The 18079-nt window shown below is 71.7% G+C and carries 12 protein-coding genes; 5 read left to right on the top strand and 7 right to left on the bottom strand.

Annotated elements, in window-relative coordinates; translation table 11 throughout:
- Nucleotides 1-25 precede the first annotated feature (25 nt).
- Nucleotides 26-2911: an aminomethyl-transferring glycine dehydrogenase gene (gcvP, locus tag DDV73_RS02760; protein ID WP_109505716.1), complete on the top strand. Its 2886-nt coding sequence runs from the start codon at nt 26-28 to the stop codon at nt 2909-2911.
- A 114-nt stretch (nt 2912-3025) separates the two neighbouring features.
- Here the strand turns inward: gcvP and DDV73_RS02755 are convergent, their stop codons facing one another.
- Entirely contained in the window at nt 3026-4240 is a 1215-nt protein-coding gene (locus tag DDV73_RS02755) for an SGNH/GDSL hydrolase family protein (protein WP_109505715.1), read from the bottom strand.
- A 97-nt stretch (nt 4241-4337) separates the two neighbouring features.
- Between DDV73_RS02755 and DDV73_RS02750 the strand changes: the two genes are divergently transcribed.
- The 3 genes from DDV73_RS02750 (at nt 4338) to DDV73_RS02740 (ending at nt 7054) form a co-directional block, all read left to right on the top strand.
- Complete coding sequence (locus DDV73_RS02750; protein WP_109505714.1) at nt 4338-5693, top strand: serine hydrolase domain-containing protein; 1356 nt, start codon at nt 4338-4340, stop codon at nt 5691-5693.
- Between the two features lie 71 nt (nt 5694-5764).
- Nucleotides 5765-6469, top strand: a complete 705-nt coding sequence (locus DDV73_RS02745) for a matrixin family metalloprotease (RefSeq protein ID WP_109505713.1) — start codon at nt 5765-5767, stop codon at nt 6467-6469.
- A 117-nt stretch (nt 6470-6586) separates the two neighbouring features.
- Nucleotides 6587-7054, top strand: coding sequence for a hypothetical protein (locus tag DDV73_RS02740; RefSeq protein WP_154402582.1), 468 nt, complete (start codon nt 6587-6589; stop codon nt 7052-7054).
- 17 nt (nt 7055-7071) lie between these two features.
- Here DDV73_RS02740 and DDV73_RS02735 read toward each other — a convergent pair whose 3' ends face one another.
- The 6 genes from DDV73_RS02735 to DDV73_RS02710 form a co-directional block, all read right to left on the bottom strand.
- Nucleotides 7072-8463, bottom strand: coding sequence for a metallopeptidase TldD-related protein (locus tag DDV73_RS02735; protein ID WP_109505711.1), 1392 nt, complete (start codon nt 8461-8463; stop codon nt 7072-7074).
- Nucleotides 8460-10010 (bottom strand): TldD/PmbA family protein, encoded by a 1551-nt coding sequence (locus tag DDV73_RS02730; protein ID WP_109505710.1) that lies wholly within the window; start codon nt 10008-10010, stop codon nt 8460-8462. Before DDV73_RS02730 ends, DDV73_RS02735 begins: the two co-directional genes overlap by 4 nt.
- Nucleotides 10011-10086: 76 nt before the next feature.
- Nucleotides 10087-13092, bottom strand: a complete 3006-nt coding sequence (locus tag DDV73_RS02725; RefSeq protein WP_109505709.1) for an AAA family ATPase — start codon at nt 13090-13092, stop codon at nt 10087-10089.
- On the bottom strand, nt 13092-14252 hold the full coding sequence (locus DDV73_RS02720; RefSeq protein ID WP_109505708.1) for an exonuclease SbcCD subunit D: 1161 nt from the start codon (nt 14250-14252) through the stop codon (nt 13092-13094). Before DDV73_RS02720 ends, DDV73_RS02725 begins: the two co-directional genes overlap by 1 nt.
- Before the next feature lie 48 nt (nt 14253-14300).
- Nucleotides 14301-16772, bottom strand: coding sequence for an aminopeptidase N (pepN, locus tag DDV73_RS02715; RefSeq protein WP_109505707.1), 2472 nt, complete (start codon nt 16770-16772; stop codon nt 14301-14303).
- 97 nt (nt 16773-16869) lie between these two features.
- Entirely contained in the window at nt 16870-17676 is an 807-nt protein-coding gene (locus tag DDV73_RS02710) for a MerR family transcriptional regulator (RefSeq protein WP_109505706.1), read from the bottom strand.
- Nucleotides 17677-17850: 174 nt separating this feature from the next.
- On the opposite strand from DDV73_RS02710, the gene DDV73_RS27685 reads away from it, so the two are divergent.
- Nucleotides 17851-18000: a hypothetical protein gene (locus DDV73_RS27685; protein WP_154402581.1), complete on the top strand. Its 150-nt coding sequence runs from the start codon at nt 17851-17853 to the stop codon at nt 17998-18000.
- Nucleotides 18001-18079: the final 79 nt, after the last annotated feature.

Below are 18079 nucleotides of genomic sequence, written 5' to 3'. Positions count from 1 at the left end.
AACGACCATTCGAGGAGCCACCCCAGTGACCGATCTTCAGTCTGATCAGCAGAGCCACCCGAGCCTCTCCGAGCTTGACGCCGCACAGCGGTTCGTCGACCGGCACATCGGGCCCAGCGAGACCGACGTGTCCGCGATGCTGAACCACCTCGGCTACGGCACTCTCGACGAGCTGATGTCGGCCGCCGTGCCCGGTGGGATCCGATCGGCCGCCGCGCTCAACCTTCCTGCCGCGGTCAGCGAGGACGCCGCCGCCCGCGAGCTGCGCAAGCTCGCCTCCGCGAACCGGCTGGCCGAGCCGATGATCGGGCTCGGCTACCACGCCACGATCACGCCGCCCGTGATCCGCCGCAACGTGCTCGAGGACCCGAGCTGGTACACCGCGTACACGCCGTACCAGCCGGAGATCTCGCAGGGCCGGCTGGAGGCGCTGCTGAACTTCCAGACCGTGATCGGTGACCTCACCGGGCTGCCGACCGCCAACGCCTCGCTGCTCGACGAGGCCACCGCCGTGGCCGAGGCGATGACCCTGGTACGGCGCGCCAACCGCAAGGCGTCCGGGCCCTTCGTCGTGGACGCCGACGCGCTGCCGCAGACCATCGACGTGGTCCGCACCCGAGCCGCCGCCATGGGCATCGAGGTCGTTGTCGCCGACCTGGCCGACGGCCTGCCGGCCGGCGAGCTGTGCGGCGTGCTGGTGCAGTACCCCGGCGCCTCGGGCCGGATCTTCGACCCGCGTGAGGTGATCGACGCCGCGCACGAGCGGAACGCGCTCGCCGTGGTCGCCGCCGACCTGCTCGCGCTCACCCTGCTGGAGTCGCCCGGCACTCTCGGCGCCGACGTCGCGGTTGGTTCGTCGCAGCGGTTCGGCGTCCCGCTCTTCTACGGCGGCCCGCATGCCGGCTACATGGCCGTCGCCGCCGGCCTCGAGCGGCACCTGCCCGGCCGGCTGGTCGGAGTGTCGGTCGACGCGGAGGGCCGCCCGGCGTACCGGCTCGCGCTGCAGACCCGTGAGCAGCACATCCGCCGCGACAAGGCCACGTCCAACATCTGTACCGCCCAGGTGCTGCTCGCCGTCGTCGCTTCGATGTACGCCGTGTACCACGGCCCGGCGGGCCTGAAGGCGATCGCGCAGCGCACCCACCGGTATGCCGCGGTGCTGGCCAAGGTGCTCGCCGACGCCGGCTTCGGCGTCGAGAACGCCGAGTTCTTCGACACCCTCACCGTCGCGGTGCCGGGCCGGGCGGCCAACGTCGTCGCCCAGGCCCGCAGCCTCGGGCTGCACCTGCGGCTGGTCGACGCGGACCGGGTCGGCGTGTCCACCTCGGAGTGCACCACCCACTCGACGCTGAGCAGCGTGCTCCGCGCGTTCGGCGTGAGCGGGGATATGCACGGCACCGACCGGGCCGCCGCCGACGCGCTCCCGGACGGGCTGCGCCGGACCACGTCGTACCTCACCCACGAGGTGTTCTCGGCCCACCACAGCGAGACCGCGATGCTGCGCTACCTGCGCAAGCTCTCGGCCCGCGACTACGCGCTCGACCGCGGCATGATCCCGCTCGGCTCCTGCACGATGAAGCTCAACGCGACCACCGAGATGGAGCCGGTGAGCCTGCCGGGCTTCGCCGACCTGCACCCGTTCGCGCCGGCCGAGGACGCCACCGGCTACCGCGAGCTGGTCGAGCAGCTCGAGGCCTGGCTGGCCGAGGTGACCGGCTACGACCAGGTCTCGATCCAGCCGAACGCCGGCTCCCAGGGCGAGCTGGCCGGGCTGCTCGCGATCCGCGGCTACCACCGGGCGAACGGCGAGGAGGCGCGCGACGTCTGCTTGATCCCGTCGTCGGCCCACGGCACCAACGCCGCCTCGGCGGTGATGGCCGGCATGCGGGTGGTCGTGGTGAAGGCGGCCGCGGACGGCTCGATCGACCTCGACGACCTGCGCGCGCAGTGCGACGCGCACGCCGACGACCTGGCCGCGATCATGGTGACCTACCCGTCCACGCACGGCGCCTACGAGGACACCATCACCGACCTGTGCAAGATCGTCCATGACCACGGCGGCCAGGTGTACGTCGATGGCGCCAACCTGAACGCGCTGCTCGGCTACGCCAAGCCGGGTGAGTTCGGCGGCGACGTCTCGCACCTCAACCTGCACAAGACGTTCTGCATCCCGCACGGCGGTGGCGGCCCGGGCGTCGGTCCGGTGGCGGTGCGCGCCCACCTGGCGCCGTACCTCCCGTCGCACCCGCTGCACCCGGATGCCGCGAAGCGCGAGGGCATCGGCTCGATCAGCGCCGCGCCGTACGGCTCGGCCGGGATTCTGCCGATCTCCTGGGCCTACATCCGGCTGATGGGTGCCGCGGGCCTTACCAAGGCGACCGCGGTCGCCGTACTGTCGGCCAACTACATCGCGGCCCGGCTCGGCGAGCACTACCCGGTGCTCTACAAGGGACACGGCGGGCTGGTCGCCCACGAGTGCATCCTGGACCTGCGCGGGCTCACCAAGGAGACCGGGGTCAGCGTCGACGACGTCGCGAAGCGGCTGGTCGACTACGGGTTCCACGCGCCGACGATGTCGTTCCCGGTGGCCGGCACCCTGATGGTGGAGCCGACCGAGTCCGAGGACCTCGCGGAGATCGACCGGTTCTGCGACGCGATGATCGCGATCCGCGGGGAGATCGCCAAGGTCGCCGCGGGGGAGTGGACCCCCGAGAACTCGCCGCTGCGCGGCGCGCCGCACACCTCGCGGGCGCTGGTCGGCGAGTGGGACCGCGCGTACTCCCGCGAGGTGGCGGTGTTCCCGACCGGCATCGACCCCGACAAGTACTGGCCGCCGGTGGCCCGGATCGACCAGGCGTACGGCGACCGCAACCTGGTCTGCGCCTGCCCCTCGCCGGAGGCCTTCGAGTAATTTGGCCTCCGCTTCGCTCCGGCGTGTCCGGCGCGCCGCATGGTCCCGGCTTCTCGACTCGCTCGCTGCGCTCGCTTCGCTCGTCAGTCCAGCCGGGACCGCGCGCCGGACGCTTTACTGGAGGGTCATCCTCGGCTCGCCGTTGAGCAGTCCGTCGGCGCCCCGCACGCAGGTACCGGACCTGGGGGCGCCACCACTCCAGGCCTGGCGGACGCAGCTGCGCATGGCCAGCTGACCCCAGTAGTTCGGGTGCAGGGACTCCTGGATGTAGTAGTTGCCCGTCGCGGTCACCGTGCGGATCGTGTTCACCCACTCGGTCTTGTCAACCGCGCCACTGTTGGTCCAGTGCGAGAGGCCCTTCTCCTCGTACAGCCCGACGGTGGTCTCGCAGAGACGACGACCGTTGAACGCGGTGCTCAGGTTGAGGGTCTCGACGTTGGTCAGCCCGGACTCGGTGATCGCCTGGTTCACGGTGGCGTTGATCCGCGGCAGCAGCGCGTTGTTGGCGTAGTCCGCGTCGGCGTTCCAGAAGCCGCAGCCGCCGGTGCTCTGCCGGGTATAGCCGGACTGCGGGTAGCGGAGCCCCGAGCCGTTGGGCAGCGGAGACGCGTAGTTCTGCACCAGCAGCGTCCAGTCGGTGTCGTCGTAGTTGGCGTTGCGCATCGCGGTGCGGATGTTCTTGAACGCGTTGGCGATCCGGGTGCGGTTGGTGTTCTGGGTGCTGGTCGACATCGCGTTGACCACGATCGAGTCGTCCTTGCAGTAGTCCGGCCACCACGACGGCGAGGCCAGGAAGTTGGTCACGCATTGCTGGACGATGCCGGCGAAGTTGAAGTCGTTACCGCCGATGGAGACCACGACCATCTCGACGTTGTGGGTGCTCGCGAAGCTCTGGAGCATCTTCGCCTGGCCCACCTTGCCCGCGCCGTCGTCATAGAAGTCCAGGCCGGGCTTGAAGTTCGAACCACCGGCGTCGGTGGCGGTCTTGGCGCCCGAACAGGCAAGGTTGTGGCCGTTGACCCCGCCTCCGATGTAGACCTCGGCCGACTCCGAGCGGTGACAACGGTTGATCTGCTCGCCGGTGTTGGCTGCGTTGTCCCAGTAGGTGTCGTTGCCGGTGGCATCGTGGATCGACTCACCGTTGTTGGTGTTGCCGGCCCAGCGGCCGGCCTCACCGGAGATGTAGGAGTCGCCGAGGGAGACCACCCACGGCGTACCGACGCCGGGGCCGTCGGCCTGTGCGGGCTGGGCGGTCGCGAGGAGCCCGGCAAGGAGGGCGCCGGCCCCGGCGACGGCGAGGACGAGGTGGCGGGTGCGAGTGAGCGGCATGGCCAGATAGTGACTGCCGTCACGCCCGTTGGGAAGAGGCAACGTGACATTTAACTGGATGTGTCACATCGCGAGTGGCGGGCGCTAGCGTTGGCAGGTGCGCCTTCCACCCGAGCCCGTCGCCCCTGTCACCCGCCGCCGGCTGCTGGCCGCGCTGGCCGAGATCCAGAGCGAGGGCCGGGTTCCGTCGGTGGTCGCCGGCGTGGTGCGCGACGGTGAGCTCGCCTGGTCGGCCGGGTACGGCGACGTGCCCGGCGACCCCGCGGACACCCAGTACAAGATCGGCTCGATCACCAAGACCCTGACCGCGGTGCTGGTCCTGCAGCTGGTGGGCGAGGGCAGGCTGAGCCTGGACGACCAGGCCTCCTCGGTGCTCGGAGAGGTCGGGTACGCCGACCGGACCATCCGCAACCTACTGGCCCACAACGCCGGCCTGCAGGCCGAGCCGAACGGGCCCTGGTGGGAGCGCTCCGACGTGGCCGACGCCAACGCCGACTTCGCCGCGCTGGCCGCGGTCAACGACGGCAGCGAGGCCGCCCACCCGGTGCTGCGCACCTTCCACTACTCCAATCTCGCCTACGGGCTGCTCGGCGAGGTCGTGGCCCGGCTGCGGGGCGAGCCGTGGTGGACCTGCGTGGAGGAGCGGATCCTCGGGCCGCTGGGCATGACCCGGACGTCGTACCAGGCTGAGGGTGTGCACGCCCAGGGCTACAGCGTCCATCCCTACGCGCGCACGCTCGTCGAGGAGCCGCACCCGGACACCGGCGCGATGGCCCCGGCGGGCCAGCTGTGGAGCACGGTCACCGACCTGGCGACGTACACCCGCTTCCTGCTCGACGGCCACCCCGCCGTGCTCAGCAAGGCCGCGCTGGAGGAGGCCTACATCCCGCAGTCCGGTGAGCTGGCGAGCGGCGTCGGCTATGCACACGGCCTCGGCTTCCAGCTGTACGCCGGCGGCTCGGGCACGCTGGTCGGCCACACCGGCTCGATGCCCGGCTTCGTGGCGACCTGCTTCGTCGACCGCAAGCGGAGGACCGGCGTGGTGGCGATGAGCAACGCCACCAGCGGGATGAAGGCGGTGGTGATCGCGACCCGGCTGCTCGACGTGCTCGAGGCGTCGGAGCCGACGGTGGTGGCGCCGTGGACGCCGGTCACGTCGGTGCCAGCGGCCTTCGCCGACCTGCTCGGCGTCTGGCACTGGGGGATGACGCCGTACGTGTTCGAGCTCGACGGCGAGGCGCTCGTGGCTCGCAAGAACGGTGTGGTCGTCTACCGGTTCGCCGACGTCGACGGCCGGGTGGTCGGCACCTCCGGTCATCACCACGGCGAGGAGCTGCGGGTCGTGCGCAACCAGGACGGGTCGGTCAACCACCTGGACCTGCGGACCTTCATCTTCACGAGGTCGCCGTACGATCCGGAGGCGCCGATCCCAGGAGGGCAGCCGCGCCCTTGACGAGCGGCGCTATCTATGGGCGCAATGGAATGTCGGATTTGCGCATAATGCCCTGAAGGGCTGGTCTCGGGATGACCCTGTCCAAGTTCGCTCGATGGCTCGCCGTCGCGTTCACCGTGATCGCGGTGGTGGCCGCGCCCAGTCAGCTCAGCGCCGACGAGCCGGACTCGTCGAGCGCGCGGCCTGCCGGACAGACCGAACTGACGATCTGGACGCCCGCGCCCGGTCGCCGGCTGTCCGATCCGCGCGGCACGGCGCTGGTCCGGAAGGGCCGCGCCGGCACCGCGTGCACGGTCAGCGGCGCGTACGCGCTCTATCGCTACTGCCCACCGAACGTCTACCGCTGGTCGGGTGGACCGAACCCGCGGGTCTACTTCCTGGACCACACGCGCTCCTCGTGGCAGGTCAAGGCCTCGGTCCGGAAGTGGAACGAGTCGAGCTCGGTGGTCGCGGCGTACCGCCGGCACACCGCTGGCTGTCCGGCCGTCAACCGCTGCGTCAACGTGTACGGCGGCAACTACGGCCCCACCGGCTGGGCGGCGCGCACCGACCTCCGCTTCTACGGGTCGTGGATCGTGTCGGCGACCGTCTCGCTCAACGACTACTACGCCACCGACGCGACCGACCGCCGGGCGACCAGCTGCCACGAGACGGGTCACGCCCTCGGCCTGGACCACAACGCCTACCGGAGCAGCTGCATGTTCTGGCAGGTCGACGGGCACGTCACGCCGTACCCGGGCATGGGGGACTGGTCGATGCTGCACCAGATCTACTAACGCGAGCTGCCGACCCGATGTCGCAAGCTGCACGAAAATCTGGCCTCTGACCTGGGCAGACGCGCAGCCTGTGGATGACGGCGGCAAATGTCGCCGGCGGTGTCCAGAGTGTGGCGCATGACGAACCACGACACCCGGCCGCCACTGCGTCGGCCCGAAGAGATGCCACCCGTCCGGAGCCAGGAGGGGCTGTGCCGACAATGGCAGGCCCTGATGGGCGACCTCGGCTTCAGCGGCTACTCGCTGTGGCTGCACCTGATCGAGGCGGACGGCAGACCGACGCCGATCCTGACCCAGATCGAGGGGATGAGCCACCTCCCGGACGAGGACGACGACCGCCTGCGCAACCTCATGTGGCTGTGCTCCCAGCTGACCGATGAGCTCGCTCCGGGCGGGAGACTCGCCTTCCTGCTCAGCCGGCCCGGTCGCGCCGAGATCAGCGAGTGGGACCGGGCCTGGGCGCAGGCGCTGGCCACGTCGTGCCGGAGCCACGGCGTACCCATCCATCCGATCCACCGGGCCAACGACGAGACCGTCGCGGTGATCGCACCCGACGAGCTCGACGAGCTCGCGGTCTCGGCATGAGCCAGCCGCTACCGAGGTCAGAGGGCCTGGGAGACGCTCGACATGTTGAAGTCGGGTACGCGCAGTGCGGGGGTGGCGGTCCGGGAGAAGTAGTCGTCGCCCCACTCGCGGCTGAAGCTCGGCACCGTCGCCGAGGCGTGCGTGAACCGGTTGAGCAGGTCGATCGGGCTCTCGTTGAACCGGAAGTTGTTGACCGCACCCGTGATCTCGCCGTTCTCGACGAGGTAGACGCCGTCGCGGGTGAGCCCGGTCAGCAGCAGCGTCTGCGGGTCCACCTCGCGGATGTACCACAGGCAGGTCAGCAGCAGGCCGCGCTCGGTGCCGGCGACCAGGTCGGCGACGTCGCCGCTGCCGCCGTCCACTTCGAGGACGAGGTTGTCGATGACCGGTGTCACCGGCTGCGAGGTCAGCGCCGCCGAGTGCCGGGTCTGCATCAGCGCGGCCAGCCGGCCGTCGGCGATCCAGTCGGTCGAGGTGAGCGGCAGGCCGTTGTCGAAGACGCTCCGCGAGTTGTTCGACGCGGCGGCCATGGCGAACGGCGCGCAGCCGAGACCGAGGTGCTCGGGGTCGGAGTAGAGGCGGACACCCGCCTTGGCGATCTGCTCGCCAATCCGTGTCCCGCCGCCACGCTTGCTGAAGACCGACTGGCCCTCGTGGGCGACCCGGGCACCTGCCTCCCAGTAGGCGTCGATCAACAGGTCGGCGGTGGCGGCCGGCGGCAGGATCGTGTCGTAGCGGCCGGCTGGGAGGTCGACCCGGCGGCTGGCCCAGCCGAGCCGCTCGGCGAGAGCGGCCTCCATCGCGGTGGCGTCGACGTCGCGGAAGTCGCGGGTCGCGCCACCGACCCAGGCGCTCCGGGTCAGGTCGGCGGACTTTCCCGTGCAGCCATAGTGGCCGGTCGGCTGGACGTGGCGCAGCCGGAGCCCGGTGCTCGAGCCGAGGTAGGTCGTGGTCACCTCGTGGTTGACGAAGCCGTAGAGGATCCGCTCCTGTGAGCCCGCCGTGGCGAAGGCCTTCCCGAGGTCGGGCGCGAACGCTTCGTAGACCCCGATCGAGGTTGCCTCCGGCGCGTCGTCCCAGGTGGGGGAGACGTTGTCGCGGAGCAGCTCCGCCTCGTCCTCGGCCGGCGAGGCGGCCGAGGCGGCTGCGTCCGCCTGCGCCACGATGCCGGAGACCTGCTCACGAGATGCGGCGCTGCTGGTGACCGAGCCGATGCTCACGCCCGACGCCTGCTTGCGGAACGCGATCACGGTGACGGTGACGTCGCGCATCTCACCGTTCGTGGTCAGCGTGTTGTTGGCCCAGCGCAGGTTCGCGCTGGTGCTGTGCCGCACGATCGCGATCGCGTCGTCGGCGGTGCTAACCGACAGCGCGTGCTCGACCAGGTCTTGAGGAGTGGGGGTGGTCATCGGCCTGCCTCGTCGGTGGTGTTGAGGATGCGGACGTTGCGGAACAGCGAGGTCGGGCAGCCGTGGCTGACCGCGGCGACCTGGCCGGGCTGGGCTTTGCCGCAGTTGAAGGCGCCGCCGAGCTCCCAGGTGTCGGGTCCACCGACCGCCTCCAGCGAGTTCCAGAAGTCGGTGGTGGTCGCCTGGTAGGCAGCGTCGCGGACCTGCCCGGCGAGCTTGCCGTTCTCGATCCGGAAGAAGCGCTGTCCGGTGAACTGGAAGTTGAACCGCTGCATGTCGATCGACCACGAGCGGTCGCCGACGACGTACAGGCCGCGCTCGACCCGGCCGATCAGCTCGTCGGTCGACGGCCCATCGGCGGCCGGCTGCAGCGACACGTTGGCCATCCGCTGGATCGGGATGTGGCCAGGAGAGTCGGCGAAGGCGCAGCCGTTGGACCTGCCTCCGCCATCAACCGAGTTGAGCTCCGGCTTGAGGTAGGACATAGCGCGGTCGAGCTGGTAGCCCACCAGGATGCCGTCCTTGACGATGTCCCACGACTGGGTCTGGACGCCTTCGTCGTCGTACCCGATCGTGGACAGGCCGTGCTCGACCGTGCGGTCGCCGGTGACGGTCATGACCGGCGAGCCGTACTGCAGGTTGCCGAGCTTGTCGTACGTCGCGAAGGAGGTGCCGGCGTAGTTGGCCTCGTAGCCGAGGGCCCGGTCGAGCTCGGTCGCGTGTCCGATCGACTCGTGGATGGTCAGCCAGAGGTTGGAGGGGTGGATGACCAGGTCGTAGGTGCCGGCCTCGATGCTCGGTGCGGCCAGCTTCGCGGCGAGCAGCTCGGGCGTCTCGGCAAGCTCGGCGTCCCAGTCCCAGCCGCCCTTCGCCGGGCCGCCGGTGATGAACTCCCAGCCGCGCCCGACCGGGGGTGCGATCGAGCGCATCGAGTCGAAGACGCCGCTGGCCTGGTCGGTGCCCATCGCCTCGAAGCCGGGCTGCACCCGGATCCGCTGCTGAGTGGTCCGGGTGCCGGCGAGGTCGGCGTAGAACTTGTTCTCCTGGACCTGGTCGAGCTCCGCGGTCGCGTGCTCGACGATCGGCGACTTGCGCAGCCGGTCGGTCCACTCGACCAGCAGTGCCGCCTTGTCGGCGGTGGCGATGTCGAACGGGTTCACCTGGTACGACGAGACCCAGGTGGCGTCGGCGTACACCGGCTCGGGCGCCAGCTCGATCGGGCTGCTGATCATCGACGAGGCCACCTGCGCAACGTTGATCGCGGTCTCGGCCACCCGGACCGCCTCGTCGGTGGTGAGCACCACCCCGGAGGCGAAGCCCCACGCACCCTGGTGAACCACCCGCACCGCGAAGCCGATGTCTTCGGCATCGCTCGCACTCTGGATCACCCCGTCGCGGGCGCCGAGGCTCTGCACCCGCACCCGCTCGAACCGGAAGTCGGCGTGAGCGACGCCGAAGTCCCGAGCGCGCTGGAGGGCAGCGTCGGCGAGCTTGAGGTACGGAAGGTCGAGGAAGGTGGGATCGATCCCGGGAGCGGACTGGCTCATGCCCGTGAACCTACTCGACACCGGCAACCGAGGTCGCGCCGATATCCGGTTGGTCGTGGCGAGCCTCAGCCCGGGCTCAGGCGGACGCGTGGTGGAGCGACAGGGTGGACCCGGTACGCCGCTTGTCGACGTGGAGCTGGGTGGTGATCCGGGTGCGCAGCTCCGGCACGTGGCTCACCAGCCCGACGACGCGGCCGCCCTCGCGCAGCGAGTCCAGGGTGTCCATCACGTCGTCCAGGGTGTCGGCGTCCAGCGAGCCGAACCCTTCGTCGACGAAGAGCGTGTCGATGTCGGCGCCGCCGGCCTCCTGGGTGACCACGTCGGCCAGTCCGAGCGCCAGCGCGAGCGACACTACGAAGGTCTCGCCACCCGACAGCGTGACCGGGTCGCGTGCCTCGCCGGACCACTCGTCGCGCACCAGCAGGCTGAGGCCGCCGCGGCTCTCACCGACGCCGCGCTGAGCGGTGTGCTCGAGCCGGTATCGCTGGTCGCTCATCCGGGCGAGCCGGTGGTTGGCGGCGTCGACGACCTGGCCCAGCCGGTAGCCGAGGACGTACGCCGACAGCCGCATCCGCAGTGCGTTGTCGGGGGAGCGGCCCTCGGCGAAGGTGGCCACCCGGTCCGCGACGGCGTAGGCCGCCCGGGTGGGCGCCCAGGCCGCGAGCGCCCCGGCGAGCGACCTCTCCAGGCCGGTCAGCCGGGCGGCACGCTGCTGGTGGACGGCGACCTCGGCGCGGGTCGCGGTGTGGTGATGGGCCGCCGCCTGGTGCTGGGCCGCGGCCTGGTCGGTGTCAGGCGCGGGGAGGTCGGCGGCGGCCGCGAGCTCGGGGTCGGCCAGCGCCGCGGCCGCGGCGGCGCGCCGTTCCTCGTACTCGCGCACACCGCGGTCGAGCAGGCCGAGCTGGTCCGGCGGCAGCAGCGCCCGCTGCACTTCGGGCAGGCTCGCGAACCCGGCGTCCTCGACGGCCTGCTCCAGCCCCCGCCTGGTCGAGGCGAGCGTGTCGTACGCGCGCGCCGAGGCGGCGAGTGCGGTGGCTGCTTCGACGATCTCGCGCTCGGTCTCGGCGAGGCTCGCGACCAGCCGGCCGACGGTTGCGTGCCCGCTGCTGCCGAGCGCCTCGCCGACCGCCAGCCGGGCGCGGTCCGCCTCTGCACCGAGCAGCTCCAGCTCGGCCTCGAGGCGTGCCGTCTCGACCTCGGCGGCGGCGCGCTGGTCCAGTACCCCGGCCAGCGACGTCTCGGCGGCCGCCTGGTCGTGCTGACGCTCCGCAAGCGTGGCGGCCAGTGCGGTCAGCCGGTCGCGCTCAGCCAGCGCGTCCTGCGTCTCTGCTGCCCGGCCCGCGTCGTCGCCCTCACCCGCCGCCTCCCGGGCCAGCGCCAGCTGGGTGGCCAGATCTCGGACGCGGGTCTCGTGCGCGTGCCGCGCGGCCTCGGCGTCGTCGACGACCCGTCGCGCGGCTCGCTCGGCGGCCGCGTCCGGCGCGTCCGCAGCGGCGACGGCCAGATGTGGGTGCTCGGCGGAGCCGCACACGGGGCAGTCCTGGCCGACGGCGAGAGCGCCGGCGATCTCCGCGGCCATGCCGTTCAGTCGTGCCTCCCGGACCGCCAGCCAGGCCTCCTTGGCGTCCTGGCCGGCCGCGACCACGGTGACCAGCACCGTCTCCGCACCGGCCAGCTCGGCGGCGAGCGTGGCCGCACGCTCGGCCGCGTCCTGCTGGGCGCGAGTCTCCCGGAGCCGCTGCTCGGCACCGGTGAGAGCCTGGCCCGCGGCGGCGGCCTCGGCCACCGCGTCCCGCGCTCGCGCCGCCTCGGCCGGCAGCTCCTCGATCCGGGTAGCCAGCTCGTCGAGCTGCTGCCGCTGACCGGCCAGCCGAGCCTCCCCAGCGGCCACGCGAGCCTCGATGCCGGCGAGCGAGCGCTCCTCGTCGGCCGCTCGCCGGGCCCGGTCGAGCCGCGTGCGCAGGGTGGTCAGCTCAGCGTCTAGAAGGTCGGTGTCGACGTGGAGTACGCCGAGGCGCTCGGCCAGGGGCTGGGTGGTGCGCGCGGTCCGCTCCGCGGCGCGGGCGGCCGCGGCGTCGGCGTCCTCGGCGAGCCGGAGGACGGACCGAACCGGCGCGGCGGCTCGCGCGGCGTCCAGCCGGCCCCGGTCGCGGCGTACCGACTCGGCCTCTGCCTCCAGGCCTGCCAGCTCCGCGGCGGCCTGGGCGTACCGAGCCTGGCGGTCGGCGAGCCGCACGGCCTTGTCGAGCGTGGTCCGGGCCAGCAGCTCCGCGGTCGCGGCCTCGTCGGCCGCCCGCTCCCGGGCGAACGCGAGCTCGGAGGCCGCGGTGGCCAGGCCGGCGGCCCAGGTGGCGACCGCGCCGGACTCCGCCGGCAGGGTCAGGTCGGCCAGCTGCCACTGGTCGGGCAGCTCCTCGCCGGCCGCCTCGCTGACCCGGCTGACCTGGTCGGCGACCGACTTGTGCAGCCGCTCGGACTCGCGGCGGGTGGTGCTCCGGTGGTCGCGCAGCCAGCGCTCGATGTCCTCGAACCGCCCGGTCCTGAAGAGCTTCTGCAGCAGTCGCTGCCGGTCCTCGGACCGGGCGCGCAGGAACTCGTGGAACCTTCCCTGCGGCAGCATCGCCACCTGGCAGAACTGCGACATGTTCATGCCGAGCAGCTCCGAGACCAGATGCCCGGCCTCGTCGATCCGGCTGGTGAGGTGGGTCCAGCCGTCGTCGGCCCGCTCCTGCAGGAGTACGCCGGCCGGCTGGGTGGTGGTGCCGGTCCCGCGGCGCTTGGGTCGGTCCCAGGCGGGGGAGCGGGTCAGCCGGAACGTCCGGCCGGCCATGCTCACGTCGAGGGTCACCTCGGTCGCGACTGCGGGGTCGGCGGTGTCGCAGCGCAGCCGGCGCCCCTGCCCGCGGTCGCCGGGTACTTCGCCGTACAGCGCGAAGCAGATCGCGTCGAGCACGCTGGTCTTGCCCGCGCCGGTCGGCCCGCACAGCAGGAACAGCCCGGCGTCCGAGAGCGCCTCGAAGTCGACCTCGACGGTGCCGGCGAACGGCCCGAAGCCGGTGACGCGGAGCTGGTGGAGCCGCATCAGGAAGCGCCGATCACGTCGAGGTCGCGGTCGCCGCAGCAGGCCTCGGAGGCGAGCTGCAGCAGCGCCGACTCGTCGGCGTCCGCGGCGCGGCCACGCATCGCCTCCACGAAGTCGAGCGCGATCTGGTGGTCGCTGCGCCCCGGCTCCGGTGTGTGGACCGGCGTCGGCCGGACGCCTCCGGCGGGCTCGAACGACAGCTGCAGTGCGTGCGGGAACCGCGAGCGCAGACGTTCCATCGGCTGCTCGGGTCGGACGTCGTCGGTCAGCGTCGCCTGCACCCAGGCGCCCTCGTGACGGGCCAGCGCAGGGTCGCTGAGCAGGGTGTCGAGCTCCCCGCGCAGCCGAGCCAGCGGCCGGGGGACCGGCGCATCCACGAACTCGGCGCCGGTCAGCCCACCGGCGCCGAGCTCGACCAGCCAGCTGCCCTTGCGGTGGCCGGCCTCGGAGAACGAATAGGCCAGCGGCGAACCGCTGTAGCGGATGGTGTCGGTCAGGGTGTGCTGTCCGTGCAGGTGGCCGAGCGCGGCGTAGTCGACGCCGTCGAAGACGGTGGTCGGGACTAGCGAGACGCCACCGACGCTGATGTCGCGCTCGCTGTCGCTCGGCTGGGCGCCGGCGACGAAGGCATGGGCGAGTACGACGGAGCGGGTGCCGCCCGCCCGCCCGTCGAGGTCGGCGCGGACCCGCCGCATCGCCTCGGTGAGTGCCACCTCGTGGGACCGGCCGGGCAGCGCCCAGCCGTCGCGCAGCGCGTCCGGGTCGAGGTACGGCAGGCCATAGACCGCGACCGGGCCGTGCGCGTCGTCCAGCAGCACCGGCGTGCCGACGGTGGCCGGGTCGGTGCGGATGAACACCCCGGCCGCGTCGATCAGCCGGGACCCGAACCCCAGCCGCCGCACGGAGTCGTGGTTGCCGCTGGTGACCACGACCTGGGCGCGCGAGGCCGCGAGCCGGGCGAAGGTCTCGTCGGCCAGTTGGACCGCGTCCACCGGCGGCAGCGCCCGGTCGTAGATGTCGCCGGCGACCACGACCAGGTCGACGTTCTCCTCGGCGACCACGTCGAGCAGGTGGTCGACGTACGCGGCCTGGTGCCCGAGCATCCCCTCGCGGTGGAACGACCGGCCGAGGTGCCAGTCAGAGGTGTGGAGGATGCGCACACCACGAACCTAGGAAATGCCGCCGACAGTACGGCGCTCCCACGCCGCTCAGGACGCCGCGGAGCCGTACTTCCTGCGGATCGCGAGCCGCCTCGACATCTGGTCGACCATGTCGGCGACCCGGCGCCGCTGGGACAGGTCGAGGTCGGGACGGGCGGCCAGCTCCTCGGCCCGCGCCAGCGTCCGGTCGTCGAGAGAGGTGGCCGGGAAGTACCACTGCGCGACGTCGGCCAGCACCCAGCCGGAGAACTTCTCGGCCGTGCCCGGCAGCTCCGCGAAGTACCGGTCGACGTACGGCGCCGTCAGCTCCTCCTGGCCGCGCCGCCACATCCCGCCGGCGCTCGCCTGCAGCTCGTAGTTGGGCACCTCGACCTCGCCGGTGAACCGAGCCCACGCCCATTCCTTGGCGTCCGCGGTCGGCCGGGACGCCACCGCGCGGGCGTGGGCGACCCGGGCCCGCGCGGTCGCTGCGGCCGCCAGCGCGGCGTCCAGCCCGGCCCGGTCGATCTCGCCGAGCGCGGCCAGCCGGCCGAAGATCCGCCAGCTGAGGTCCTCGTCGAGGTCCAGCCCGTCGGGCATCTCCCGGCCGTCGCGCCAGGCGCCGAGCAGGGTCGGGTCGGAGGCGGACGCGACCAGCCCCTGGAACGCGGCCAGCTGCACCGTCGAACCGGCCGCCGCCGTGTCGGTCCGGCGACGGCACGCCTCGTGCATGCGCGCCCGGGCATGGTCGTGGTCGTCGACCACGGCGAGTACGTCGTTCAGTGCCCAGGCGAGCACGGTCTCGATGCCGTCGTCGTCGGTCTCGTGCGGGATGCCGGCCTCGATCAGCCGGATGACGTCGTCCGGGTCGGCGGCGGCGTTGTGGAAGGCGGTGCGGACGCCGTTCCAGATGCCCGCGCGGAGCCGGCTGTCGTTGGTCTCCGGCAGCAGGTCGACCAGGGCGTCCAGGGTCGGCTGGTCCGGCCCGGTCAGCGCCCAGGAGTCCTCGTAGGGGTCCAGGACGACGGCGGCGTCGCCCTGCGGCCGCCACGGCGTCGCCTCGCCGTCGAGAGTGACCGCCTCCACGGTCCAGCTTGCGGCGCCACGTGGGGCCGAGGCCACCCGAACGGTGTGGGTGCGGTTGGCGGCGGCTCCGTCCGGCTGGGTACGACGCAGCACGCCGGCGTCGCGGTCCCAGCTGATCGCGTCGACCCCGGCGGTACGCAGCCAGCTGTCGGTGAAGCCACCGAGGTCACCGGCCCCGGCCTGCTCCCAGCTGGCCAGCAGGTCGTGCATGGTGGCGTTGCCGAACCGGTGCCGGGTGAGGTGGTCGACCACCCCGGCCATGAACACGTCGTCGCCGATGGTCGCGTTGAGCTGCTTGAGCACCGAGGAGCCCTTGGCATAGGAGATGCCGTCGAAGTCCTGGAGGGCGGCGGAGGCGTCCAGCGCGCCGTTGCCGGCGATCGGGTGCGTGGTCGGGCGCTGGTCGGCGATCAGCCCCCACTGCCGGCGTACGAACGCCTGATGGGTCCAGGCCTCGCTGAACTCGGTCACGTCGGCGGTGACCCGGAAGCCCATGTACTCGGCGAACGACTCGTTGAGCCACAGGTCGTCCCACCACTTCGGGGTGGTGATGTTGCCGAACCACTGGTGCGCCATCTCGTGCGCCACGACAACCGCTCGGTAGATGTGCGCACCGCGTGGCACCCGCGAGGTGAAGATGAGAGGGTCGCGGAACGTCACGCAGCCGGGGTTCTCCATCGCACCGGCGTTGAACTCCGGCACGAACGCCTGGTGGTAGTTGCCGAACGGGTAGCGGATCCCGAACAGCCGGTGGAACTCGTCGAAGCACTGCCGGGTCACCGTCAGCAGCTCGCCGGCCTGGTCGTCGAGCTGCGCCGCCAGGCTGCGCCGCGCGCTCAGCCCGAGCGGGATCCCGTCGTGCTTGTCGCTGACCACGTGCCACGGCCCGGCCACCAGCGTGACGAAGTACGTCGAGAGCGGCGGCGTCTGCTCGAACTCCCACTTGCCCGGCTCGACCTCCTTGCCGGGGGCGTTGCCGACGACGGTCCACCGGACCGGCGCGGTCACGTGCAGCGTGTACGGCGCCTTCAGGTCGGGCTGGTCGAAGCACGCGAAGATGCTCGGCGCGGCGTCCATGAACGACATCCCGTACACATAGGCAAGCCCGTCCGCGGGGTCGATGCTGCGGTGCAGCCCTTCGCCGTCGTGGCGGAACCTCATCACCGCGTCCACCACGAGCTCGTGCTCGCCGGGAGCCACGCTGATCGGCAGCCGGCCGCGGTCGAGGCTGGCCACGTCCAGCGGCCGCCCGTCCAGCCTGGCCTCGGTCAGCCGGACCGGCTTGAGGTCGACGAACGTGTCGCCACCGCTGCTCTCGAAGCGGATCGTGGTGACCGACCGGAAGGTCGCGTCATCGGCGGCGAGGTCGAGGCGCACGTCGTACGCCGTGACCTGCAGCTGGTCGAAGCGGGCCTCCGCCTCGACCCGCTGCAGGCTGCTGTGCGGGTTGCTCATCAGGTCACTGTAATGACCAGGTCAGACAGTTCCCCGACAGACCGCTGTCAGGATCCGGCTCGGCAGGAACGTGACAGCCGGCGTCTCAGTCAGTCCGTCAGGCGAGCGGCTGCTGAAGCTCGGTCACCCAGCCGTCGGGATCGTCCTCCGGCGTCTCCAGGTAGACCTCGCGGCTGGGGAGCTGCGGCTGCTGGCCGCGCGCCTCGACCTGTTGGGCGAGTGCCTGCCAGGTGTCGCCGATCGTCTCCATGCTGCCCCGGTGTACGACGGTCAGCGCGCGCTCGACCGCACCCAGCTCGCCGATCTCGACTCCGTCCGCCGTCGCCTTCTCGGCGCTCGTAGGAAACGCGGCCGCGAGCCGGACCCGCTCACCGTCGGCCCCGTACCAGGCGACGGCCGGCCCGGCCATCGACATGCCGGCCGCGGCCAGCGACCCGACCAGCCGCTCGAACATCGGACCGACCGTCGGGCCGATCTCCGCCTGGGTGTCGACCGTGGCGGTGATCTGGGCCAGGCGGACCGCCGGCAGCGACTTCTCGACGTACTCCAACTCGGACATGGTGCCCTCACTTTCGATGGTTCGGAGACGGTGCCCGACCGCGGCCAGCCGGACTCGGTCCGCGTCGATCTGGGCCGCCAGCTCCGCCTCGCGCAGCCGCAGCATGCCGCGGAGCTCCTCGGCGCTCAGCTCCTCCGAGAGGATCCGGCCGACCTGGTCGAGGGTGAAGCCGAGGTTCTTCAGGGCGACGATGCGGTTGATGCGTGGCAGCTGGCTGGCGGCGTAGGACCGGTAGCCGGTTGCCGGGTCGACCGACGCCGGGACCAGCAGTCCCAGGGCGTCGTAGTGACGCAGCATCCGGACGCTGACCTGCGCGTGCCGGGCGAAGTCTCCGATGCTCAACATGACGGCTCCGGTCTACGGGCTGACAGTGTGTGAGAGTCAACCGCAGGGTGGGGGAGATCACCACGGAAGTGGAGCGGCGAGCATTAATTGTCAGGATAGAATGTAAGAGGCGCATACGGAGCGTCGTCCATTACATTCAGACTCGCCCGTAAGGGCGTGGAAGGAAAGCAACTGATGAGCACCGTCTCGCTGTACACGGCCCTCTCGCTCACCGACGAGCCGACGCGAGCCCACCGCGACGCGGCGCAGCTGAACGAGGTCCGGGCGGCGCGCCGGGAGCAGCGCACGCACGCTGGCGTGCTCAGTCGCCTGCTTGATCGCTGAGACTTCGCCCACGCGGGTTCACCCGGGCCCCGGTGACCAGTTAGCCTACTGAGGCTAGGCAACCCTTACTCCGCCTGGC

It is taken from the genome of Nocardioides speluncae, assembly GCF_003121585.1.
GTDB classification, from domain to species: domain Bacteria; phylum Actinomycetota; class Actinomycetes; order Propionibacteriales; family Nocardioidaceae; genus Nocardioides; species Nocardioides speluncae.
Note: the sequence above shows the minus strand (reverse complement) of the source record. Positions and strands in the feature narration are given on the sequence as shown.